Raw genomic sequence first — 23,875 nt, 5'->3', positions numbered from 1 at the left:
ATTAAGGCAAAATTTAGGTACAATCCTCTGCCGCATTTTTGTTCATCCACTATTTTATCTGTGCGAATACAGCTTATCTGTGTAAATACAGTCAGAATAATGTGAGTGCGAGCCCTGCCTTTATTTTTGTGAGATTAGGTTATGACTGCTATTTCCGCTGCCGCAACGGACCAACGCCTGCTGCAAGAGCCGATTGCTAAGCTTTTCTGGCGCTATACCATTCCAACGATCGCATCCATGTTGGTGACTGGGGTGTATGTCACTATTGATGGTATTTTCGTTGGCCATTATCTCGGCGAAACCGGATTAGCGGGCATGATGTTAGCCTATCCCGTGGGTGCGATTCTCTATGCCGTCGGCGCCATGATCGGCATGGGCAGCGCGGCGTTAGTCTCGATTAACTTAGGGCAAGGTAATGTCGCCAAGGCGCGCAAGTTGCTCGGCAATGCCTTTAGCTTGTGTTTACTGGCGGGGGCATTTTTTGCCTTAATCGGCGGGATCTTTTCTCGGGATATTTTAATTGCCCTCGGCGCCGAGGGGGAGATACTCGAAAACGCTAACGAATACCTGTTCTGGTATTTTGCATTATGTCATTTCCCTATTATTTCAATGGCATTTACCACCTTGCTGCGTAACGACGGTCGCCCCTCCATGGTGACCTTTGTGCTGATCTTAGGTGGCGTGCTGAACACCTTTTTAGATTGGCTGTTTATTGTGGTGTTTCCCTTTGGTTTGGCCGGAGCGGCGATTGCCACCATGTTGTCCCAGGCCGTTACTGGTTTACTCTGCCTGCAGCATTTTTTTGGGGCGCGCACTCAGCTCAAAATCAATCTTGAGCAGATGAAGCTAAAACTCGATAACTGTCTCAATATTGCCCGTGTTGGCTTGCCAAGCTTTTTGATGAACCTGTATTTGTCGATTGTATTGACCCTGCATAACACCGCCTTTTTATGGGTCGGCGGTCCTCTGCATGTGGCTGCATACGGGGTGGTGAGTTACACCGAAGCGTTTTTCTATCTGATTTTTGAAGGCATTGCCCTCGGTACTCAACCGATTTACAGCTTTAATGCGGGGGCAGGGCGCTTCGACAGGGTTAAGCAGGCACGCAATATCGCCTTTGGCATAACCCTACTCACCGCGGCACTCGGCTTAGTGTTGATTTATTCCCGCCCCGAATGGTTGGTATACCTGTTTGCCGGTGACAACCCAAGCTTAACGCCGGTCGCGATTGAAGGAATGCGTTGGTATTTCTGGGGCTTACCTATGGAAGGTTTGATTCTTGTGGGCGCGAGTTTCTTCCAGGCGATTAATTGTTCTAAGCAGGCCTCGATACTCACAGGGGCGAAACTGCTGCTTATCGCCGCCATTATCTATTGTTTTGCCTGGGCCTTTGGCGTGATTGGTGTGTGGGTGTCGCTCGCGACCTGTAGCACTATGCTGGTGATTTGGATGTTTATCGCGATGGGGCGGCTCCAAGTGAATGCTAAAGTCTGATGTTGTTTACACATTATCTTTACCTTCGAAACCGACTTAGTACTGGCGTGTCGGCATGCGCTCTGTTACATTTCGCTGGTTTAATCCCAGCTTAAATTTAGCGCAGTTTTTAGCGTGTTTTTTGTACTAAAATACGGCGGTCGACTGACGGTAAAAGCGTGTGGATAGGATAGAATTCTGGGCCTTTTCAGGCTCGTCGTTTGTTATTTATGTTTTATGAGGCTCTTATGCGCACCGCTGCAGTCATCTCTATGCTGTTGTTTGGCGTGTTAACCAGTGTTAATGCCAGTGCCAAGGATAATGAGCTAGTGTTTGCTAGCGATTTTGAGGGTAACCGCTTATCCCAACCTTGGTCTTGGATCATGGGCTGCCAATTTGAGGGCGCAGAGCCCCACAGTGGTGAGAGCGCATTGTTATGTGCCGAAGGCAATAGCAGTATCGTCAGTAAATTCCCCGTCTCCGAAGCGGGTCTGCTGGAGTTTTGGGTCAAGACCCAAAATATCCAAACCCAATATCGGATCAATGTACTCACATCGCCGGTATTAAAACTGGATGCCCAGTGGCAGCATGTGGCACTGATCGATATCACTCCTGCAACTACCGAATATTTGGCCCACAGGGTGTCGATTGACGATCCGAGCCGCCAGTATATTCGCCTCGATATCGAAGCCATTAATGGCCCCATCAGTTTGGATGACTTAACCCTAGATAAAATTCGCCTCGATATCGCGCTGCAAAAGAACGAGCAAAAAATCATTGGCGGCATTTTAGATAAGCTTAAAGAAGACAAAAACTACGAGGTTCAAGCCGAATCCTTTAGAACCTTGGGTAAAAATTACGCTGCTCAGCTTGAAAGCCAAAGACAGTACCTCGAGTATTCCAATGCGATTTACTCGAGCATCACCTTTGTATTGGCGACTTCTGAACGTAATAAAATGTCTAACCCATTGGGTTATAACACCTTTAGGTCGGTCTTAACCGATGCTAAGCGGGTGGCATCGCCGATTCAACAGGCGCGTTTAGGCTCTATGGTCAAACCCTTTGGTGACTTAGCTACCGCCACCTTAAATGTGGTAAGTGCGGGCGCATATTCGGCATTTGCCGAACCCTTTAAATCTTTCCTGGCGGCCACCTTCGACCGCTCAAACTATGACAACAGCGACTTAAGCCGCAGTGATAAAAAGTTTGCCGAGGAAAACGGCCTTAAGATTTATCAGCAGGCCGAACGCTTTATGGCTGAAATCGAGAAAGAGCTGCAACAGGTGACGGCGCTCGACAACGATTTAGTCAATATGCAGAAGAACTTAGATACTTTCCGTAAGGATTTAGATAAGCATCTGCGTAGCTATCTGCAGCATGCCAGCATTGCCCGTACACCCGAAAACTACAGTAAGGTGATGAGCAAAGATGAGCAAACGCGGGCGCAGATTATGGCCGATGTGAATGCCAATATCAGTGCCAAGGCCGACGCCTTATTAGCCGCAAATAGCAATGCCGAGTTGGTGCAATACATGATTAAAACTACTGAGAAAATGGATGAGTTTCAGGAGTTTAAAGAGCGTTTTAATCAAATCACCTCGGCGATGTTAACCTTTTACGATCGCTTCGAGCGTTCGATTGCCGCCGAGCAAAATCCCTTCACCGACCCAAGCGATAGGGCGGTATGGGAACAACATGCCCAAAGCGCACGCAACTATATTCGCCAATCGAAGGAAGCCTTTACTAAGGCCTTTATGTAGCGGATGTTTATCGCCAAGTGGTCGTAATGGTCTAAATTACTTGGCTTTTTTCGATGTTAGCTTTGGGGTTATCAAGGATATAACAGGACGTCAGAAGCATATTCTGTTCGTTGGCAAGGATGATGAGTAAACCCTATACAAGCACTCGATTTGACACAGATACCGCCACCATGGCGGTTTTCGATCCCGCGGCATTAGACCATCGCTTTAAGTGCATACTTAATTGTTTCGTCTAAGGTTCTATCCAATAGAAAAGCCGCCTAACTGAGGCGGCTTTTTTGTAAGTGTGTTAGGTCATCATTCCACAGGATCTTTGTATCACTATAGACAGCGCTTACATTGAGGCTTTGTCGGTTATTTTTTCTGCACATATTGCTGTAACACAGCCAACATGGATGCGCCCGATAAGCCGATCATTAGGGCGCCATTTACCGCTTCGATTGGGCCTAATAATTTCCATTTTTCACTCATCACAATATCGCCATAGCCTAAGGTCGCGAAGTTGACCCCAGAATGATAAATCGCATCATGCAGGTTATTGAACTCGCCGAGGAAGAGAAACAAGCTGCCCCAAGCGACGATTTGTAAAAGGTTACCCAGCATTACTATGCTGGTGATACCGAAGAGTCCAAATACTCCTGCGACTAAACTATCGTGGTCTAGTAGCCGTTTATTGTAGAAACGGATGCACCACATAGTGGCAAGAGATTGCAGTAACATATTGATTAATATGATAGGTAAGCCAACCACTAATGCTGATAACATTCTATTCTCCTACGGGGGCTTCTGAGGCTGGGCGGCCTGCAGGCCATTTCTGCTCTAGTGCGATAAAACATAGCCAACCATAACCAGCGACCAATAAATAGAGGCTGCAACGCATGGCGGCCGCTAACCATACATCTTTACCATTCGCGCTGTCGGCAATGGCGGGGCCAAATAAGATGAGGGCGGTGATCCAACTATTGCTCCAAAAGGAAGGGGGAAACCCGGTTGGCACTAACTGAATAAGCCGGCGAGTCAGCCACATGGTCATCAACCCCAGCATCAGCACTAACATCAATAACGAAGGCCAAATACTGAGTCCCATCCACAGGGCGAATGCCAACAAGGCGCCCATTAAGGTAGAAAGCACGAGTTCTCTGCCTGCTTGTTTGGCGTTTAGCAGAGTACTTTGCTGTGCTAACATGACTGTCTTCATCACGGCGGGGATATAAAACGCCGGATCGCTTAGCGCCAGAAGCCATACAGGGATCACTATGATGGTGGCGCGTAGGGCCAACCGTTTTGGATGCTCTGGGGGCAATAGGATAGGTTTTTCTGCTGCGGCCACAGGGGCGGGCGGAAACAAGGCATGGGCGATGCCATTCACTAACGTGCCAATCAATACCCCGATGGCGATGAGCTGTGCAATCGCGAGCGCCACGGCTTGTTCTATTAAGCCTGCAATCGGAATGAGGGTAATCGCCATCGTCAGCAACATGGCCAGCACGCCTTTACCTGTGACCGAAATAAGCATTAAAAAGTACAGCAATAATGCGACTAATAGCACCGCGGCTAAAGTGTAATAACTCAATAAGGGGACTAACAAGACGCCCGCAGTCATGATAAGCGACAAGAGTACACCGCCAATAAGGCCTTTTTTTAAGCTGAGCGCCTCGCCGGGCATGCATAGAATGACCCATGCCATAATGCAACCAAGGTGGGGCATGGGCAGGGCTAGACCAAAACACACAAACGCGGCTAATGAGATGCCAAGGCTAATTCTGAGTACTGTACTGTCTGCGTGATGCATATCAGGCCTCAATACAGGTAGGAGAAGAGGCTCATTACCCGAATATACAGTGCGCCGAGCGGGTTCATCAGGCCATGTTCTTCGGTATAAACCAAGATGTCGGCTTGGCCTCCCACACGGAGGTTAGCTGCGGGGGGCATATCGTCCGCTGAGAACGACACTTTTACGGGGAAGCGTTGTGCTTGGCGCAGCCAATCGCGGCTATTACTGACAGTCGGCAGTGAACCGACGGCCTGCTTTTTACCATCATCCACACCATAGCCAATACTGCGTATTTGTCCGCTAAACAGTTGTCCAGGCATGCTGTCGAGCAGGATAGAGACTCTGTTCCCCACTTTAATATTGCCGAGATTGTTTTCGGTCAGATCCGCCGAAATCCACACATCGTGGATTGCAATCAGGGTCATTGCGGGGGCGCCCGCGTTGATAAACTGCCCCACATCGGTATTTAAGTCGGTGATCACTCCACGGCTTGGGGCGACGACATGGGTATTTTGTCGATCGCGCTCGGCTTTATTCACCGCCGAACGAGCACTTAATAGTTGTGAGTTATTCTCACCATTCACTCCGGCTGCCTCAATGGCGCGCCTAACATCGGCTTCGGCGGCTGTGACTTGGCTGCTGGCGGTTTCTCGCGATGCTTGTGCGATTTCGAGTCGGCGTACTGAAATTGCACCCGGGTCTTGGCGATAGAGGCGTTCTTGTCGCTCGGCATCTTTCACTGAATTATTGTAAGACGCGCGCATGGCTTGTAATTTCGCTTCCGCCGCCTTAACGCCTTCGTTATTGGCTTTTACGCTATTTAGCACTGTTTCATAGTCCGACTTGGCTTTGGCAAGTGCAATATCATAGGGCTCAGGATCGATATCGAATAAGGGATCACCCTCGGCGACATCTTGATTATCCTGCACATAGACTTTCAAAATCTGCCCCGTGACTTCGGTGGCAATCGGCACCACAAAGGCTTGGACCCTTGCCTGTGAGCTATAGGGGGTCATTCTGTCGGCCAAAAGGTACCAAAGCAGTAATATTACTATGAGTGCCAGAAGGCCAAGGATGGCATATTTACTCGCCTTTCCCGGAGTCGCGGTACTGTCAGTCATTCACAATTCCCTTTTGAATAGTCGATGTAGGCTGGGCATTAGGTTGAGAACCCGTTTGGGGCTGGTTTGCATCGGACCGTGAGTTATCAAGATAGGGCACCCATTCATCACGCGTGCGAAGTTTTTGATCAACAGCAGGAGTCACTAACGGACGCTGCCGCCCCGGTTCCCATCCACCGCCAAGTGCTTTGTAGAGGGTGATGAGATTGCCAATATGGGCGCCGCGACTGTTAACGAGCCGTTCCTGTTGGCTGAAGAGGGCGCGCTGCGAATCGAGTACACGCTGAAAATCCGCCATACCTTCGCGGTATTGGGTGTTAGCAATTTCGAGTGAACGACTCGCCGCTTCACCTGTTTGTGTCAGTAAGGTTATTTCGGTTGCGCTGTTGGCATAAGCGATGGCGGCATCATCAACTTCCCGCGCGGCCTTAAAAACGGTTTCACGGTAGCGTTCGTGTAACTGCTCAAAGCGCGCGTCTTCCACTAAGATTTGGTTGGTTAATCTCCCGCTGTCGAGGATATTCCAACTGATTGATGGCCCAGCCCCCCAAGAGAAAATGCTATGGCCGCTGCCCGTTGCACTTATCCCAAGCGTTCCAGCTAAGGTGATGGATGGATACAGATCGCTCTCGGCAATGCCAATCAGCCCCGATTGGGCTGCAAGTTGACGTTCGGCGGTTCTGACATCGGGGCGGCGCCGTAATAAATCGGCAGGCATTTCAGCAACTAAGGCCAATTGCCCTTGGGGGAGTACGCCTGTATTGCTTGCCATTTCGGGTAATGCCCCTGGCGCCCTTGCCAGCAGGGTGCTGAGTGCATTCTGGCTTTGGCGCAGATTCGTTTCTAGCTGAGGGATGGTCGAAAGCGTACTGAGATACTGCGTCTTGGCCTGCTGCACATCCAGCTCGGCGGTATTACCGCTGTGAAACTGGTGCTGAGTAATTTCTAAGCTGCGCTTTTGGATCTGCGCATTCTCATGGGCAATTTGCAGCCGCGCCTCTAAGGTGCGAATGCTCACATACAGCTGTGCCACTTGCGCAATCATCAACACTTGCACATCGTCATATTGGGCGATAGTGGCAAAGTAGTTGGCATCGGCAGACTCGATACTGCGTTGAAACTTGCCCCAAAAATCCAATTCCCAGCCCAGATTAAATGCTGCGCCATAACTGCTACCTGAGGTGCTGTTACCGCTTTGGGTTTGGCCTGCGCCCAGCCATTGTGCCGTGGCTTGGGTTAACTGGGGATTTTTAAGGCTTTCAGCGATACCCAACTGGGCTTGCGCTTCGAGAATGCGTAGCCCTGCGATCCGCACATCGGGATTTTTCTGCAAGGCCTCGTCAATCAAGCTGCTTAGCACTGGGTCGTTCAGTTGCGACCACCATTGATGATAATCGCTGGCCGCTGTCGCACCGCTAAAGAGGCGTGAGCTAGCGCTCTGCCAGCTTTGGACTTCTGGCACATCGGGCCGTTGATAATCAGGACCGAGTACAGTACAACCGCTGAGCAGAGCACATACCCCGCCTAACACGAGGCGGGGAACAAAGTGATCAATTGTCATCTTGCTCTCTCAATCCCTCTTCGAGACCTTCATCCACCCACATCATAAATATGCGGTAGCCGATTGACAGTAGCGTGGCGCCAATAAACATCCCTAAAATACCGCTGGTGGCCATGCCGCCTAAGGCGCCGATGAGTACCACTGGCATGGGAGCATCGACTCCACGGCCGAGGAAAATAGGCTTGAGTACGTTGTCCACCGCACCCGCAAGGACCAGCAACACGGTATAGATGATACTGCCGACTGTGCCGTTATCGCCCGCCATCCAGATATAAGCAATCGCTGGTAGCGTCACTAATAGCGCGGGGATTTGGGCAATCCCTAATATCAAGACCAAGATAAAGAAGATACCCACCAAGGGGATACCCGCGAAGGTCATCACAATGCCGATTAACAAGGCTTGAATGAAGGCCACACCAATAACGCCTAAAGCGACGGCACGAATGGTTGAAGAGCAGATATTGACCAGTTTTGCGCCGCGCTCAGGACCAGCAATCCGAGTGGCAATCCGAGCCGAACTTTGTGCACCAGCGTGGCCATAGGCCATCATGATGCCTGCGATGATAAAGGAAAACATACTCATCAACAGACTGGCACTGATGCTGGCTAACGCATGAATGACTTGCTTGGCGGCATCCCCTAAGTGCGGTTGTAAGCTTTTGACTAACGATGGTAAATCAGTCGATGCTTTCAGCCAAAAGTCATAAATCTTAGCGCCAACAAAGGGAATATTGGCAATGCTTTCCTTTGGAGTAGGGACCTCAAGGGTATTTTGATTCACGCGCTCAACCAAGCTACCCATATTATCGGTCATGGAGCTAACCATCATAATGGTCGGTAAAACTAATATCATTAACCCTATTACAATCAACAAAGTAGCGGCTCGACCTTGCTTATCACTCAGCCGTTTAGCGATACGCTGGTGAAAGGGATAAATGACCACGGCTAAAATCACTGCCCAGAGCATGATATTTAAAAACGGGGAGAAGATGGTGTAGCAGAAGGACGCTAGCGCGAGGAGCATGCCAAACTTGATAAACATGTCCATAAATTTAGTGACGATTCGATTTTCAACCGCGATTAGTTCGTTGTTTTCCATTCCGTTGTTACCTCAACGAGTTATAAACCTATAACTTGAATCATCTGTATTGCTACAGAACGGCAGATCCCTGATATTACTGTGTTGGTGAAGACTATTTAGCACTTTATAGCGACCCGCTAACCGTAACGCTATTCAAGGTGGCAGACTGATAAATCCCCTGTATTCAGTAGAGTGAGCCCTCATTGCAGCTCTCGATATTTTGGTAAGTTACATATTAGTTCATGTTTGTGAATTATTTAGTTATTTTTGAAATTAAAGTGTGATGACCATCTAATAAAACGTCGTGTTAGTCAGCAAGTTGGCAAGTCAGTTATATTCTTGATTGCTCATTTACGCTGCGAATGTATACAAAATTTTGAGGTCAATATAGTCGTGATTGCCTCGCTAAGTGATAGGTTTAAGCGGAAAATACCTGCGTAAGAATGGTGGGAGTACTGAGATGAGTTATCTAAAATAATAATGACTGAATAAGTTTGGAGACTTGAGTCGTTTTAATTTAAGCAGAGTTTAAAATCTTTATCTAAGCGATCTATTTTTTCTCGCTCATGCCCCAAAACTATTAAGTTTGTCGTCTGGTGTGCAGGATGAATTGTCATTGTTTCCCCAGTGACACGCCGCCCTTTTATTTTACAAGAAGTATCCCTATAGGCTCGACGGCGGCATTTGCAATACATGGAAGTGTAAATGCCGCGTTCACATGACCGATGATGTTCCCGACATCATACTGGCATTTCCCATATCCCTATGGGTCAGATGTGAAAGAGCGGCCATGCTGCCAACGGTCACTGTTGCAACAATGCCAATCTTAACGGCCATTGAACTGTTCATTGGCTAAAAGCTTTTTGCCCCGTTCCGTGCCACTGCTCTCAGACAGGTTACTCGTTATCATGAACCAATTGACCAAGTTTTAGTAATGATACAAAGTCTCCACTATCGCCGGATCAGATCTGTGCAAACGATTACCATGCTTTGCTTCAGAAACATCAGCTAGTACAAAGCATGAGTCGTTAAGGGAATTACTAGGATAATGCTTGTGCAGAAAGTTTCTTCCAGACATTAAAAGTTGAAGCACTGCAAGACGAGCCGCTCATGATGCGTGAAAAAATGAAACAAGATATATTTCAGTATATTGAGATTAATTACAATCGGACCAGACGGCATAGTGCTCTTGGGTATTTGAGTCCAGAACACTTTGAATTAAAAAATAGTGCTTAGCAACGTGTACACTATTACTGGATAAGTCAGACCCTAACCCAACTCTGTGTGCAACTTGTCGCCAACACCAACTTCATACTTCTAAGCTATAACGTCAAAGCAATATATAAAAAACAACAACCAGCAATAAATAAGGTTAGAAAATAGGCCTTATATAACATGCTTTCATTTTTTTGTGTTCTTGTAAAAAAACTGGTTATCAGCAAAAAAGATAAGGCACTATAACTATAAGATCTACTCAATTTTATATTTTGCATTATGATGGATTCATTTGATGCGAATAATTCAATAAAAAGGTAGATGCCTGTCGAAAAGATACTAATCCAGAGATATATAAATGGAATAATTAAAAAATGGTACTTGTTGAGCATCTTGAACAATTGTAACCCTATTATTAATGAAAAAAGCGACATTGAACAATAAGCAGCTTGAAGAGTAACTGGAAACACTTCGTTGTTCTTGAAAAGAGGAAGTACTGTCAGAGCTACTGCAAAAATCACTAAAGCTAAATCCCTTAATTTTAAATTTTGCAGATTCATACGCAGTTCCATTTGAGTTTTATGCAATTTTAGTGGCGATGCAATATTGACCTTCCAATAATTTAGCATAGACTTTGCACACTTAAATGCCACAAAAAGACTTTGTTCCTCTTGCACGACTCAGTTGGCTAATTAACTTTTGATCAAACTTTAGTGATGCGACAAAGTCATTAAAACACTAGCAATTTAGTATAGAAGTTGTGCTAGTTACAGAAACAACCTGTATGATGTTGCCAATACAAACTGGCCACAGTTCTAGGGAATGATGCAATGTTTTGCCCCATAGTGAGTTTCTGACCTCGCAGGCTGACAGCCGATCACGTATCCCATTGACCAAATTTTAGTAATGCTACAGAGTGACTAGAGTAACAGGTGGGGATTATCGATAAGTTGCCATAAAGGGTGGAGAGTAATGACCCCTTCCACTTCTCAACGAATATTAGCTGATTCACAGTCATTGACGAATTCTCAGGCTAAAACTACAAACGCAGGGTTAAAATCAGGTGCTGGGTATGGTGTTGGCTATTCAGCAGGAATGAATACAGCTTCAAAAATCTGTACAGATCATGTAAGCAAACTCAGACGAAAACCTGTAACTTTTAATGGTATAAATTATGAGCTCAATAAAAATCTCGGATGCTAAATCTTCAACAGGAAGAATGATCCGACTCATTTGCCATACTATAAATGCATCAATTATAATTGCATCCTTACTAAGGCTTTTTGACGTCATTCCCCGGTACTTCGGTCTGGATCCTAATATACCAGGGAGACTACAAGATCCACTGTTGATGTCATTTTCCTTTGGAACAATCTTTTTGATTATGTCTCTTATAATCTGTATTTTGATGTTTATCCTAAGTAGGTTATTTGTGCTATTTAAAATATGACTGTAAATAACCTGAGATCGGTTTAACGAGCTATAACTTAATAGTACCCGAAACACTTGGCTTTCGCTCTTTCATCGCTAATTTTAGCCAAGTTTTACTTGCCGTTTATTGCGGTGCTAAACCATAGAAATTTTTATCCGAAACTGACGAGTTAGAGTTAATGCTTTAACTCGAAAATGTCCAAAAGCATGCTGTGTATTTCTTTAAAACTTACAGTCTACACTGATACCAAATAGGTGAGCCATGGTGATTAGCGAGACGACCGTCCGCCCCATGGACGGGGCGGTCGAGCATCCACGGATGGACTTGCTGCGTGTCGGTGAGTGAACACCATGGCAAGCCTGAGTAAGTGTAAACCACATAAAAAACAATAGGTTAGCGCAAAGTAGCTTGGTCGTTATAACTTTCCTAATGTTATTTTCGACCTTTAGCGCATTAAATCCAACTCGCTTTCTGTCCCAAATCGTGCATCCCAATAAAAAGCCGCCTGTTAAGGCGGCTTTTAAAGGTTTAGCGCGCTAGCAATTAAACCAGATACACATTTAAGCTGCAGGCACCGTGGGCGCCAACGACTAAGGCTTGTTCGATATCGGCGGTTTTTGAGGGACCCGCGATAAACACACCAAACTCACCCGCATCTAAGGTAATGTCCTTGGCGGCTTGATGCATGTTCGGCACAATTTTAGTGGTAGGTAGCGCTAAGATCAGGTTTTCACAGATAAAAGGCGTGACTCTGTGGCCTAAATTCTTATTATTCACCCAAATGGCGCCATTTTCGGCAACGCCAACATCCCCAGGAATGACCGCATAATCGATATCCCTAAGTTCATGTGCCGTTGGTGGCACATCACGGTTTGCCGTGACGCCTTCAACCAATGAGATAACCTGTAAACCTTGGGCGATAAGCTCATCCACTTTGGCTTGCAGTGCCGCGAGGCCGCCTTCGCGGTGCAGCGTGCCCGCCACGGTTTTAAGATTGGTTTCAAACTGACCAACCAGATCTTCAACCCGCGGGGCGACATCGATGCTTGGCATAGGGTGGTTTGTTAAAGCCGACAGTTTGAGCGCATTGAGAATTTCGTGCTTACTAGACATCTTATAGGCTCCTGTGTTTCTTAAACCAAGCTTCGAAGCTGGAGTTGGGGGCAACGGGCAGTTCACGGTATTTACCCCAAGCGCCGCTAAAGGGCTTGAGCAAACTGCCAGGCAAAATGCGCAGTGCGGTACGGGCCGCGCCCATTGAGCAATTGAGCAGGGTCGTGCTTGCCATAAATTTACCCACTAGTGGCATATAACCGTTTTTGCCGTAGGGGAGTTGTCCGGCTTCGGCCTTAAGGCGTCTGTGGTGGAAAATAATCTTATCGAGCGGCACCTTAGTCGGGCAAACATAGGTACAGCTGCCACACAGGGTACAGGCCCAAGCGATGGAGTTAGTGTCATCATGCTTGGCACCTACGGCAATCCCAATCGGGCCGGGAATGGTGTAGTTGTAACTGTAACCACCGGAGCGGCGATACACAGGGCAAGTATTTAAACAGCCACCGCAGCGAATACATTTCAATGATTCGGCAAGGATTTTATCCTTGAGCATTTCAGTACGGCCGTTATCGACGATGATCACATGCATCTCACCATCGACCTGTGGACCACGGTAGAAGGCGCTATAGGTGGTGACGGGTTGACCGGTTGCGTTACGCGCTAGGGTGCGCAGTAACACGGCGGCGCTGTCGATATCGGGGACAATTTTGTCGATACCCATTGAATGCAATTGCAACTTGGGCAGGTTCGCGCCCATATCGGCGTTACCTTCGTTGGTACAAACGACCACGGCGCCCTTATCGGCAATTGCCATGTTTACCCCTGTCATGGCGGCATCGGCGCTGAGGAATTGCTCACGTAAATGGGCACGGGCGGCGCGGGTCAAATATAGCGGATCGGACTCGCCTGCCTTAGTGCCTAATTTGTCATGGAACAGATCGCCCACTTCTTCTTTCTTCATGTGGATGGCGGGCACCACAATGTGCGAAGGTGGCATTTTTGCCAGCTGAATAATCCGCTCGCCCAAGTCGGTATCGATGACTTCAATCCCGCGTTGCTCTAAGTAAGGATTGAGGTGACATTCCTCGGTGAGCATGGATTTAGACTTAACTAACTTCTTCACTTTATGGCTAGCTAAGATGTCGTGCACGATACGGTTGTGCTCGGCACCGTCCTTTGCCCAGTGGACTTTGATACCATTGGCAAGGCAGTTTTGCTCAAAGGTTTCAAGGTATTGTGCAAGGTTGGTTAAGGTATGCAGCTTGATTTCGGAGCCTAACTGACGCAGTTGTTCCCACTCGGGTAAGCTGCCTGCGGCGCGGTCACGTTTTTCCCGCAGCACCCAAAGGGCTTTTGAATGCCAGTCAACACGGGTTTCATCACGGCAGAAAATATCGGCCTTGTGGGCGTGAACCTGTGAACCCGTTGCCTCGTGATTATGTTGATATGCCATAGTGGGTCTCCTAGAGCGCGGCGTTAAGCACTTGCGCTATGTGGCGAATTTCAATTGGCAATTGTTGTCTGCGGATCATGCCATCGAGGTGTAATAGGCATGAAGGGTCGAAGCCAACCACATATTGCGCGCCCGTTGCCGCGTGGGCTTGGGCCTTATCTTTACCCATCTTGGCGGATACGGCGCCTTCATCAACGGCAAAAGTCCCACCAAAGCCACAGCATTCGTCGCGACGGTCTGGATACACAATGTCGATTCCGGCGATATTGGCGAGCACGGCTTCTACCTTGTTGAATCGTGGGCCCATTTGCTCGCTCGGTGTGGCAAGGCTCAACATGCGAATGCCGTGGCAGCTCAGTTGCAGACTGATCTTATGGGCAAAAGGCTTGTTGAACGCTGGGATTGGGGCGACATCGTGGAGGAACTCGGTCAGCTCATAGAGTTTGTCGATAACGGCTTGGGCTTCTGGGCTGTTGTCAAACTCGTGGAAGTTTTCTTTGGCGGCCACTAAACAAGAGGCGGCAGGGCAAACAATGGCATCACATTCCACACCCTTGAAAGCATTAAGTAATTTCAAGGTAGTACTGCGTGCTGCATCGAAGCAACCCGAGTTGGTCATAGGTTGGCCACAGCAAGTTTGGCCTGCGGGTAGAATCACTTGGTGTCCGAGTTTTTCCAGTAATTCCAGGGTGGCAATCGCCACATCTGGCATCATTTGGTTAACGAGACACGGGATGAAAAGAGCGATTTTCATTGTGTTTTTCTCTTTCTTGTTAGTGAACGACATTGCCTTGCATTGTGACCCCAAAGTCCACACAAATGCTAAGGTAGTTGATCAAATATAGGCTTATCTTAAGTAAATAAGTAGCGCTAATTTAGTAAATGACCTTGTTGATTTTTGCAAAAATGAGAATATTTTAATTTGTTGAATTTAAACTGTTTATCTTAGTTTTTATTTTGTGATTTATCTCCTGTTTTTAGTGTTTCGTTCGATAAATGAGAATAGTTTTCTTCTAAAGAAAAACGGGGCTAACCCTAGCCCCGTTTATTGAGTGTTTTAGCGGCTGCACTCTTCGAGCAGATACGCTAAGTGGCGGTAGGAAATGCCACTGTGCTGCGTTAAGCCGACCTCACACATACGGTTGGCGTAATAGCCTTCCTTAATCTCGACAGGAATGAGCTTTTTAATATTACGCAGGGCGCTGGCGTTGATTTCTGGCTTATACAGGCCTTTTTCACCGGCGTAACCACAGCAGTCAATGCCCGCAGGTTTGTGTACTTGGCTCGAACAAGCATCGGCAATGGCTTGCATCTTAGGCTCTAACTTCATCTTACGAGCACTACAACCTAAGTGCAGAGCAACATTGACCTTTTTGTTGATGCTCAGCTTATCCAGCAGCTTGTCGTGCATAAACTCAACCAAGTCGGTGATTTGCACCTGAGGGTTACCCGTGAGAGTACGATAGGTACAAGACAGCGCATCGACTAATACCGGGATTTTGCCGCCATTACTCATCTTGCTGACCACATCGATAAGCTCTTGGCGTTTGGCGTCGGCGTTTTTAAAGTCGCCCTTAGATTCCCACATCTGGCCGCAGCATAAATCACGGGTCTTCTCAGGGGTAATAACGTTATAGCCCGCACGTTCAAGCAGAGTCACAACTACCTCTGGCAAGGTGCGATTATCGGGATCCTTAGGCGTTGGGCCAAAGGTGCGACCACCGCAGGCAGGGAAGTAAACCACGGTTTCTTGACCTGCTTTGGCGGGCGACGGTTTAGGCAGTTTGCCGCCTTTCGGGAAATCAGGATTCCAGTAGGGCACTTCTTTGGAGAGTAGGCGGCCAGTTTTCATCAGCGCGTTGGTGATACCATCGCCGGTGATTTTATGGATGACTCCCAACACATCAAAGCCTGTGCTGATCACTTGGTTGACGGCGCCGAAGTGTTTGGCTTGGAAATCCAACACTTTTTGCTCAGTGGTGCTGATATAAGGCGTGCGCAGCTTACGCACTAGCTGACCCATGCTGTTGTCGACTGGGCAGGCGATAGTACAGAGCTGACAAGCCGCGCAGGTATCAATCACATCATACTTGGCATCGGCACGCATTTTCTCGGCGGCGACTTTATCGCCAGATTGCTCTAAGCGTTCAATTTCACGCAGGGTGGCGATCCGTTGACGTGGCGAGAAGTTTAGCGCCGAAGTCGGACAGGTTTTTTCGCAGAAACCACACTCGATACACTTATCGACAAAGTCATCGACCACAGGGCATGGCTTGATGTTTTTCACGTGTACTGTGCTGTCGTCGTTTAAGATCACGCCGGGGTTGAGCAGGCCTTCTGGGTCGAAGATTTGCTTGATGCGTTTCATCAGAGTGTAAGCATCTGCGCCCCATTCCATTTCAACGAAAGGTGCAACGGCGCGGCCAGTACCGTGCTCGGCCTTCATCGAACCATCGTATTTATGGATCACCATCTCGGCCACGTCCTGCATAAAGCCTTGGAAGCGCTCGATATCGGCTTGGGAGGCGAAGGTCGGGGTGATAATAAAGTGGAAGTTACCCGCCAGTGCATGGCCGTAAATCACGCCTTCGGGATAACCGTGCTTATGGAATAGCTCGGTTAAATCGGCGGCCGCTGCGGCTAAATGTTCGACGTTAAAGGCCACGTCTTCGATAATGACTGAGCTGCCCTTTGGTCGCTCACCACCAATAATGGGGAACAGGCCTGAGCGCATTGCCCAGTATTTGCTGTACACGTTGGCGTCGCTACTGAAGCTAATCGGACGCTCGGTTTTGATGTGCGCCAGTTTAGCAATCACATCTTGGGTATAGCTTTCTAAGGTTTGGGCATCGTTTGCGCGAGACTCAATCAATAGAATGGCCGCGCCTTCTGGCAGTTCATTGAGCCAGTCTGGCATGCCTTTTTTACCGGTCACTGCCTTGATGGATGCCCAGTCGAGTAATTCGGCGGCGGCAACGCTATCGCCAATAATCGGTGGAATGGCACTCGCCGCATCCACCATGTTGAAGAATACCGCCATCGCCGAGGCTTTAAACTTGGCTTCATCGACCGTGTGGTAAGTGACTTCTTCAACAAAGGCTAAGGTGCCTTCGGCGCCAACGATTAAGTGGTTAATCAAATCGAACGGATCTTCAAAATCCACTAGGGCATTGATGCTATAACCCGTAGTGTTTTTGATGGAGTATTTTTTGCGAATACGCTGCGCGAGCACTTCATTGCTGCGGGTCAACTTAGCGAGTGAAGCCAGTGAATCGAGCAGTTCGCCGTGGCTTTGGGTAAAGGCAGCCTTAGACTTATCACAACCCGTGTTGAGCTCAGTGCCATCGGCAAATAATAGCTTGGCGGAGGCGATAGTCTGGTAACTGTTTTGCGCCGTACCACAGCACATGCCCGAGGCGTTGTTAGACACAATACCGCCAACCATGGCCGAGGCCAGTGTTGCCGGATCGGGACCGATTTTTTTATTGAGTGGCTTAAGTGCGGCGTTGGCATCGGCACCGATAACGGCGGCGCCTAAGGTGATCTTATTGCTGTCGGGGCTGATGTCTATGGTTCTAAAACCATCGTGGCCCAAGATCAATAAAATCCCTTCACCAATGGCTTGGCCCGATAAACTGGTGCCTGCCGCGCGGAAAGTCACAGGCACTTTATGGGCGCGGGCGATGGCTAAGGTCTGTTTGGCTTGTTCTAGGGTATCTGCGTGAACGACGATTTCTGGCACGATACGGAAATAACTGGCATCCGTTGACCAAGCAAAGCGGCGCACAGGGTCATTTGAGACGGCTGATTCACCGAGTTGTTGAATTAGTTCTTTATAAACAGCGTCATAATTAATAGACATAAGTTACTCTCTCAACGCTAAAAATGACTAAGGCCGCCAACGCGGCCTTAGGTTTAGATTGGCTTAGAAGCCACCCCAAAGTGTTGCGATAGTGCCTGCAAGTAACGCGTAGCCAATGGCAACAGGCATAGTTTTACGGATGATTTCAGATTCTCTACCCGCCATACCCACAACGGTCGCAGCTGCCACTACGTTCATTACGCACATCATATTACCAGCGTTAGCACCGATACCTTGTAGTGCTAATACCAATGTATGGTTCATGCCAATGTTGTCCGCCACGCTGTATTGCAGGCTGGAGAACATCATGTTGGAGAAGGTGGCTGAACCTGACAGGAAGGCACCAAAAATCCCCACAATCGGTGCCATCCATGCCCAAACCGCGCCCATAGATTGGCCTAACATATCGGCTAATGCGACGGGCATAGACGCAAGACCTGCACCATTAACACCTGAGTTTAAGAAGATTTTCACCATAGGCACGGATGCGCCTAATGAAATAATAGTCGGTAACATAGACTTGCATGAAACGCCGATGGATTGCTTAATCGCAGGGCTTTTCATCTTGAACAGGAAGAAACCTAAGATACACACGGCCACAAAGAAGGCGCCTGGGGCATATAGGGTTGCAAAGCTGGCTTTAAGCTCTGTGCCCATTAGGCCAGTCCAACTGATGTTGAAACTGGATAACCAGGCTTTGAGTGGTGCAACGGTGCGTGAAAGCACTAATAGCGCAGCCATGATGATATAAGGTGTCCAAGCGGCAATTTGTGAGAATTTTGCAGTCGTCTCAATTTTTGCGCCTTCTTGGCTATCATTTTCAGCAAAGTCGTTCCAAGGCGTTTTTGGCAATAGGTAGCCTTTACGGGCAACAGGGATGACTAAGGCCATACCGACCAATGAACCGATAACAGATGGGAATTCAGGACCCGCTAAGTAGTTGATAATCCATGCTGGAACGGTAAAGGCAAGACCGGCGAAAATCGCAAATTTCCAAATCGCTAAACCTTCTTTAAAAGACTTATTGCGGCCGAAAAATCCTGTCAGTATGGTCACCATGACCAGCGGGATTAATGTACCTGTAATTAAGTCGATAGTGATCATATGCATCACGATAAAGCGAGCATAACCAACGTAGCTACCGCCATGGGCTGCAAACTGCTCAGTTGCCAAGCTCACACCACCTTGAGTTAAACCTTGCTCCATACCAAATAGCACGGGTAGACCAATCGCACCGAATGACACACAAGCTGAGTCGGCAATCAATGCCACTACGGCTGCGGCAACTGGGGGAACGCCCAGTAATACTAGCAGCGGCGCACCAATCGCGGCGGGCGTCCCAAAGCCCGCACTACCTTCGATAAAGGCTCCGAATAACCAACAGATGATGATCACCTGCACACGGGCGTCGGCACTGATGTTAGTGAAGCCCGCGCGGATGGTATCCATTGCCCCTGAGTATTTCAGGGTGTTGAGCAGGAATACCGCGCCGAAGATGATGGTTAATGGGGTGATGGCTGACAGCAGTCCTTCGAGAACCGATGCGGCTAATAGTGTGGTATCCATTTGCCAAATAAACACGGCGGCCAGCGCTGTGATTATCATGGAGATGGGCATAGCTTTGGACGCTGGCATTCTGAGTAATACGAGAAAGATCATTACACTGATTACTGGCGTCAAGCTTGCGAGGAGTTGAAGTATTGTCATGCTTGCCTCTACATAAAGTGGTCTGTCTTATTATTTATATTTGGATCTTACTAGTGTTTTCCTGTCAGACTCTCCGACTGATAAATCAGCAGGTTTCACTGCCAATACCATGAGTCACAACATTCTGTGGTGTGTACTAGACGCTATTCGGGGCTTAACTAATATGATCTAGATCATTTTGGCTGCTGTATAGAATGCTAATTTACAGTGCTGCGGGAGGCTTCTCTCATGGGATTTTCTTAACTGTGATCCATGTCACTCGAAGGTGGTTTTTTATATTTCGATAATGGGATGTTTCGCTAATTTCTATTCCTTCAGGTTATAAAAATCGACATATTCACTAAATTAGCTATCAGTATTGCAATTAACTGATCCATTTATTTCATTAATGAGCGCTTAATGGATTTTTAAGACAATATTAAGATGTGACTTATATCTCGCTTTGGGGTGGGTTGAAAAATCACTCAGCTGGATATTATTTATTAACAGTATGAATAAATAGATTTTTATTGGGGTTTTCACCGCGAGGGATAATGAGGGATGGATCACGTTTTAGTAATGGCTAAATTTCGCGTGATGAATATCACTTAATGAAATTTGTTTTAATCTGAAATTTAATAACGGTTAATAAAGCGGTTTACAGTCATGCAGCTGCAACACTTCATTCTGTTAACAACTGCCGTTGGCCATTATCTTTTGCTACTTAACCATGTAAGCGATGTAAGCTTTAGCTACGTTTTAGGCTTTATTATTGAGCAGACTAAAACAGCTTACTGCCCCAACCGAGTTTACTGCGTAACACATGGAAGTAATTATGGCCTTTAGGGTGGATCAGCCTGAGTTGCTCGGAGCTGCGGCGCACTATGATTTCATCGCCGGGCAATACCGCTAAATGCACGTGGCCATCGCAGCTTACCTCTAAATTCTCACCATTTTCAGGGGAGACAACCATCTTAATGGTGCTGCAGGCATCGACCACAATCGGGCGACACGACAGTGTGTGCGGAAACATGGGCACTAAGATTAATGCCTGTAAATTGGGAGTAAGAATGGCGCCACCCGCCGATAGGGCATAGGCGGTAGAGCCCGTCGGCGTTGAGACTATCATGCCGTCGGCACGTTGACTGTACATGAATTGATTGTCTATATAGACTTCAAATTCAATCATATGGGCGATTTTACCCGGATGCAGCACTGCCTCATTCACTGCGGTATTGCTCGCTTTTAACATGCCGTGACGATAGACCTCGGCCTCGAGTAAAAAGCGGTGCTCGGTATCAAATTCCCCATCGAGCACTTTGGCGAGTGCTTCTTCAAAGGCATCGGGCGGTAAATCCGTTAAAAAGCCCAAGTTGCCACGGTTAACCCCAATCACGCCCACATCGAAGCGGGCCAGCACTCTGGCGGCGCCAAGCATATTGCCATCGCCACCTACGACTATGGCTAAATCGCAGCGTGCGCCAATCTCTAATAAATCGACCGCGACGATATTGGTCCCTAACTCGCTGGCAACGCGCTCTTCCACGAGGACTTCGTACCCTTGCACCGTCAGCCAGTGGTGCAGACGTTTGAGGGTTTGATTTGTCCCTGGGTGGTGCGGCTTGCCAATCAGGCCAATGGTGTGGAACTTTGTGGTCATATTTATGCTAGATCTGGCCTTAGGCCTTGAAACGTCAAAATTGATCCCCATAATATGCCCAGAGTATTTAGAAACAAAGCATTTTTAGCTGGAGTGAAAATGAGCAACGAGTCGATTAAAGCAGAACAGGATCTGATCCAAGAGGGTGTAGAGTCTGAAGTTTCTACCGAAGAAGCGAGTCTGATTGACGAGCTTACCCAAGCCAATTTCCGTATTGAAGAGCTGGAACAGTTACTCGCTGACGCTTTGGCGAAAGTTGAAGAGCAAAAAGATTCCGTTATCCGTGCTGCTGCCGAAGTAGACAACATTCGCCGCCGTGCTGCGATGGATGTGGAAAAGGCGAACAAGTTTGCATTGGAAAAATTCGCCAACGAATTACTGCCAGTGTTAGACAATATGGAACGTGCGCTGCAAGGTACTAATCCGCAGGATGAAACCACCAAAGCGCTGTTTGAAGGTGTTGAGCTTACGCAAAAGAGCTTCTTGACCGCCGTGGCTAAGTTTGGGGTAAAACCTATCGATCCACAGGGGCAAGCTTTCAATCCTGACCAACATCAAGCGATTGGTATGCAGCCAAGTGCTGAGTATCCAGCCAATACTGTGATGTTAGTGATGCAAAAGGGTTATGAGCTAAACAGCCGTTTACTGCGTCCAGCCATGGTGATGGTGTCACAGGGCGGCCCTAGCCAAGAATCAGCTTCAATTAACATTGAAGCCTGATTGAAGCCTAAGCTAACGCGCTGAGCGTTAAGTAATAAAAAGGACTGCAAATGCAGTCCTTTTTATTTGTCTGTTTTTTGCCTGCTAATCGCAATTCATCACGCTTTGCACTGTTGCTGGGAGCTAGGCTCCCATCAACACTCAATCGGCAAGAAAGGCATTAATTTGCGCTAACATACCTTCGGCATCGAGTTGTAAATCATGGGTCACTTCTTCTGGAGAGCCATGTTTAATAAACTCATCGGGTAGGCCGATTTGCAGCACAGGTTTGGGCATTTTAAGCTTTTGCAGCAGTTCTAATACACCAGAGCCTGCGCCGCCCATAATGGCGTTTTCTTCTACTGTTACGATCACATCGTGGGTTTGCGCCATCTCTTTGACTAAATCCACATCCAACGGTTTCACAAAGCGCATATCGACGACGGTGGCGTCTAAGCTTTCTGCGGCGGTTAAGGCGGCGGCTAAGGTGGTGCCAAAGTTCAGCATGGCGATACCTTTGCCTAAACGCTTAATCACGCCTTTACCAATTGGCAGCGCCGTCATGGCTTCGACCTGAGTCGCGCCTGTGGCGCTGCCCCTTGGATAACGCACCGCGCTCGGGCCTGCGTCATAGCAATAACCGGTATACAGCATCTGACGACATTCATTTTCATCCGATGGCGCCATGATCACCATATTCGGGATGCAGCGCATAAAGCTTAAATCGAATGCTCCTTGGTGGGTTGGGCCGTCGGCACCGACGATACCGCCACGGTCAATGGCAAACAATACCGGTAAACGCTGTAGCGCCACATCGTGGATCAGCTGATCATAGCCCCGTTGCAGGAAGGTCGAGTAAATGGCGACCACAGGCTTAAAGCCTTCACAGGCAAATCCGGCCCCTAAGGTCACCGCATGTTGCTCGGCAATGGCTGCATCGAAATATTGTTTCGGGAAGCGTTGTGAGAACTCCACCATGCCCGAACCTTCACGCATGGCAGGGGTAATGCCTAAGACTTTTTCGTCCTGCTCGGCAATATCACATAACCATTTGCCAAACACTTGGGAGAAGGTCGGCAGTCCCGGCTTAGTCGCTGGCTTCTTAAACTGTGAGGGGTCAAATTTAGGTACCGCGTGCCAACCGATAGGATCTTTCTCGGCCGGTTCATAACCACGACCTTTTTTGGTCATGATGTGCAGCACTTGTGGACCCTTTAGAGAGCGCATATTGCGCAGGGTTTCCACTAGGGCATCGACATCGTGGCCATCGATAGGGCCGATATAGTTAAAGCCTAGCTCTTCAAACAGAGTGCCAGGTACAACCATGCCCTTGAGGTGTTCTTCGGTGCGCTTGGCCATCTCTTTGATGACCGGCATGCCCTTGAGCACTTTTTTGCTGCTTTCACGAATCGTGGTGTAGAGGCGGCCCGACATCAGTTGCGCTAAGTGATTGTTGAGCGCGCCGACGTTTTCTGAAATCGACATTTCGTTATCGTTCAGCACCATCAGCATATCGTTGTGCAAATCACCCGCGTGATTCATTGCCTCGAACACCATACCGCCCGTCATGGCGCCATCACCAATGACGGCAACCACTTTACGGCCTGCCTGTTCTTTTTCGGCGGCAACGGCCATGGCTAATGCGGCACTAATGGATGTGCCTGAATGCCCCACGCTAAAGGTGTCGTATTCACTTTCTTCCCGCCAAGGGAAAGGGTGTAAGCCGTTCTTTTGCCTAATGGTGTGCATTCTGTCGCGGCGACCGGTGAGGATTTTATGGGGATAGGCTTGGTGGCCAACGTCCCAAATCAAACGATCAAACGGGGTGTTATAGACATAATGCAGGGCGACAGTCAGTTCGACCGTGCCGAGTCCTGAGGCAAAATGTCCGCTGGACATGCCAACGGACTTAAGAAGAAACTCCCGCAACTCATCGGCCAATTGAGGTAACAGGGCCTGAGGAAGCTGGCGGAGTTCATTAGGAGTGTTGGCCTGAGCCAACACGGGAAACTGTGAAATGTCCAAACTCATAGCGAGATACT

General features: G+C 48.1%; 17 protein-coding genes and 1 pseudogene. 5 read left to right on the top strand and 13 right to left on the bottom strand.

Annotated features, from left to right (window positions below; translation table 11 throughout):
* Window positions 1-141: 141 nt before the first annotated feature.
* Both K0H60_RS14700 and bdpA read left to right on the top strand, forming a co-directional pair.
* Entirely contained in the window at window positions 142-1,494 is a 1,353-nt protein-coding gene (locus K0H60_RS14700; protein ID WP_220056187.1) for an MATE family efflux transporter, read from the top strand.
* A 227-nt stretch (window positions 1,495-1,721) separates the two neighbouring features.
* Window positions 1,722-3,233, top strand: coding sequence for a BAR domain-like protein A BdpA (gene bdpA / locus K0H60_RS14695; protein WP_011717784.1), 1,512 nt, complete (start codon window positions 1,722-1,724; stop codon window positions 3,231-3,233).
* A 354-nt stretch (window positions 3,234-3,587) separates the two neighbouring features.
* On the opposite strand, the gene K0H60_RS14690 is transcribed toward bdpA, so the two are convergent.
* The 6 genes from K0H60_RS14690 to K0H60_RS20610 form a co-directional block, all read right to left on the bottom strand.
* Window positions 3,588-3,998 carry an ion channel gene (locus tag K0H60_RS14690; RefSeq protein WP_220056186.1) on the bottom strand — a complete coding sequence of 137 codons (411 nt, stop codon included), beginning with the start codon at window positions 3,996-3,998 and terminating at the stop codon, window positions 3,588-3,590.
* Between the two features lies 1 nt (window position 3,999).
* Window positions 4,000-5,025, bottom strand: a complete 1,026-nt coding sequence (locus K0H60_RS14685; RefSeq protein ID WP_220056185.1) for a hypothetical protein — start codon at window positions 5,023-5,025, stop codon at window positions 4,000-4,002.
* Between the two features lie 8 nt (window positions 5,026-5,033).
* On the bottom strand, window positions 5,034-6,128 hold the full coding sequence (locus K0H60_RS14680; RefSeq protein ID WP_220056184.1) for an HlyD family secretion protein: 1,095 nt from the start codon (window positions 6,126-6,128) through the stop codon (window positions 5,034-5,036).
* Window positions 6,121-7,689 (bottom strand): efflux transporter outer membrane subunit, encoded by a 1,569-nt coding sequence (locus K0H60_RS14675; protein ID WP_220056183.1) that lies wholly within the window; start codon window positions 7,687-7,689, stop codon window positions 6,121-6,123. The genes K0H60_RS14680 and K0H60_RS14675 overlap by 8 nt, the downstream gene beginning before the upstream one ends.
* Complete coding sequence (locus K0H60_RS14670) at window positions 7,679-8,788, bottom strand: AI-2E family transporter (RefSeq protein ID WP_220056182.1); 1,110 nt, start codon at window positions 8,786-8,788, stop codon at window positions 7,679-7,681. Before K0H60_RS14670 ends, K0H60_RS14675 begins: the two co-directional genes overlap by 11 nt.
* Before the next feature lie 696 nt (window positions 8,789-9,484).
* Complete coding sequence (locus K0H60_RS20610) at window positions 9,485-9,607, bottom strand: hypothetical protein (protein ID WP_258405748.1); 123 nt, start codon at window positions 9,605-9,607, stop codon at window positions 9,485-9,487.
* Window positions 9,608-9,733: 126 nt separating this feature from the next.
* Here K0H60_RS20610 and K0H60_RS14665 point away from each other — a divergent pair.
* A pseudogene (locus K0H60_RS14665) lies at window positions 9,734-10,006 on the top strand (IS3 family transposase); the annotation flags it as partial.
* A gap of 951 nt (window positions 10,007-10,957) precedes the next feature.
* Window positions 10,958-11,188 carry a hypothetical protein gene (locus tag K0H60_RS14660; RefSeq protein ID WP_220056181.1) on the top strand — a complete coding sequence of 77 codons (231 nt, stop codon included), beginning with the start codon at window positions 10,958-10,960 and terminating at the stop codon, window positions 11,186-11,188.
* Window positions 11,189-11,960: 772 nt separating this feature from the next.
* On the opposite strand, the gene K0H60_RS14655 is transcribed toward K0H60_RS14660, so the two are convergent.
* The 6 genes from K0H60_RS14655 to nadK all read right to left on the bottom strand — a co-directional run bounded on the left by K0H60_RS14655 (window position 11,961) and on the right by nadK (window position 21,134).
* Window positions 11,961-12,530 (bottom strand): LutC/YkgG family protein, encoded by a 570-nt coding sequence (locus K0H60_RS14655; RefSeq protein WP_220056180.1) that lies wholly within the window; start codon window positions 12,528-12,530, stop codon window positions 11,961-11,963.
* A 1-nt stretch (window position 12,531) separates the two neighbouring features.
* Window positions 12,532-13,926, bottom strand: a complete 1,395-nt coding sequence (locus tag K0H60_RS14650) for a lactate utilization protein B (protein ID WP_011717770.1) — start codon at window positions 13,924-13,926, stop codon at window positions 12,532-12,534.
* Window positions 13,927-13,936: 10 nt separating this feature from the next.
* Window positions 13,937-14,680, bottom strand: a complete 744-nt coding sequence (locus tag K0H60_RS14645) for a (Fe-S)-binding protein (protein WP_011626788.1) — start codon at window positions 14,678-14,680, stop codon at window positions 13,937-13,939.
* 303 nt (window positions 14,681-14,983) lie between these two features.
* Window positions 14,984-17,788: an FAD-binding and (Fe-S)-binding domain-containing protein gene (locus K0H60_RS14640; protein WP_220056179.1), complete on the bottom strand. Its 2,805-nt coding sequence runs from the start codon at window positions 17,786-17,788 to the stop codon at window positions 14,984-14,986.
* Window positions 17,789-17,851: 63 nt separating this feature from the next.
* Window positions 17,852-19,495 (bottom strand): L-lactate permease, encoded by a 1,644-nt coding sequence (locus tag K0H60_RS14635; RefSeq protein WP_220056178.1) that lies wholly within the window; start codon window positions 19,493-19,495, stop codon window positions 17,852-17,854.
* 760 nt (window positions 19,496-20,255) lie between these two features.
* Window positions 20,256-21,134: an NAD(+) kinase gene (gene nadK, locus K0H60_RS14630; RefSeq protein ID WP_084789193.1), complete on the bottom strand. Its 879-nt coding sequence runs from the start codon at window positions 21,132-21,134 to the stop codon at window positions 20,256-20,258.
* A gap of 99 nt (window positions 21,135-21,233) precedes the next feature.
* On the opposite strand from nadK, the gene grpE reads away from it, so the two are divergent.
* The gene (gene grpE, locus K0H60_RS14625; protein ID WP_011717765.1) at window positions 21,234-21,854 is read left to right on the top strand and encodes a nucleotide exchange factor GrpE; all 621 of its coding nucleotides are present in this window, start codon (window positions 21,234-21,236) and stop codon (window positions 21,852-21,854) included.
* A gap of 141 nt (window positions 21,855-21,995) precedes the next feature.
* Here the strand turns inward: grpE and dxs are convergent, their stop codons facing one another.
* On the bottom strand, window positions 21,996-23,864 hold the full coding sequence (gene dxs, locus K0H60_RS14620) for a 1-deoxy-D-xylulose-5-phosphate synthase (RefSeq protein ID WP_220053533.1): 1,869 nt from the start codon (window positions 23,862-23,864) through the stop codon (window positions 21,996-21,998).
* Between the last annotated feature and the right edge of the window lie 11 nt (window positions 23,865-23,875).

Origin of the sequence: Shewanella mangrovisoli (assembly GCF_019457635.1) — a bacterium.
In the GTDB taxonomy this organism is placed as follows: Bacteria; Pseudomonadota; Gammaproteobacteria; order Enterobacterales; family Shewanellaceae; genus Shewanella; species Shewanella mangrovisoli.
Note: the sequence above shows the minus strand (reverse complement) of the source record. Positions and strands in the feature narration are given on the sequence as shown.

Coding starts and splice junctions, on each gene's coding strand:
- K0H60_RS14700 (WP_220056187.1), top strand. CDS start 142: ATGACTGCTATTTCCGCTGCCGCAACGGACCAACGCCTGCTGCAAGAG.
- bdpA (WP_011717784.1), top strand. CDS start 1,722: ATGCGCACCGCTGCAGTCATCTCTATGCTGTTGTTTGGCGTGTTAACC.
- K0H60_RS14690 (WP_220056186.1), bottom strand. CDS start 3,998: ATGTTATCAGCATTAGTGGTTGGCTTACCTATCATATTAATCAATATG.
- K0H60_RS14685 (WP_220056185.1), bottom strand. CDS start 5,025: ATGCATCACGCAGACAGTACAGTACTCAGAATTAGCCTTGGCATCTCA.
- K0H60_RS14680 (WP_220056184.1), bottom strand. CDS start 6,128: ATGACTGACAGTACCGCGACTCCGGGAAAGGCGAGTAAATATGCCATC.
- K0H60_RS14675 (WP_220056183.1), bottom strand. CDS start 7,689: ATGACAATTGATCACTTTGTTCCCCGCCTCGTGTTAGGCGGGGTATGT.
- K0H60_RS14670 (WP_220056182.1), bottom strand. CDS start 8,788: ATGGAAAACAACGAACTAATCGCGGTTGAAAATCGAATCGTCACTAAA.
- K0H60_RS20610 (WP_258405748.1), bottom strand. CDS start 9,607: ATGGCCGTTAAGATTGGCATTGTTGCAACAGTGACCGTTGGCAGCATG.
- K0H60_RS14660 (WP_220056181.1), top strand. CDS start 10,958: ATGACCCCTTCCACTTCTCAACGAATATTAGCTGATTCACAGTCATTG.
- K0H60_RS14655 (WP_220056180.1), bottom strand. CDS start 12,530: ATGTCTAGTAAGCACGAAATTCTCAATGCGCTCAAACTGTCGGCTTTA.
- K0H60_RS14650 (WP_011717770.1), bottom strand. CDS start 13,926: ATGGCATATCAACATAATCACGAGGCAACGGGTTCACAGGTTCACGCC.
- K0H60_RS14645 (WP_011626788.1), bottom strand. CDS start 14,680: ATGAAAATCGCTCTTTTCATCCCGTGTCTCGTTAACCAAATGATGCCA.
- K0H60_RS14640 (WP_220056179.1), bottom strand. CDS start 17,788: ATGTCTATTAATTATGACGCTGTTTATAAAGAACTAATTCAACAACTC.
- K0H60_RS14635 (WP_220056178.1), bottom strand. CDS start 19,495: ATGACAATACTTCAACTCCTCGCAAGCTTGACGCCAGTAATCAGTGTA.
- nadK (WP_084789193.1), bottom strand. CDS start 21,134: ATGACCACAAAGTTCCACACCATTGGCCTGATTGGCAAGCCGCACCAC.
- grpE (WP_011717765.1), top strand. CDS start 21,234: ATGAGCAACGAGTCGATTAAAGCAGAACAGGATCTGATCCAAGAGGGT.
- dxs (WP_220053533.1), bottom strand. CDS start 23,864: ATGAGTTTGGACATTTCACAGTTTCCCGTGTTGGCTCAGGCCAACACT.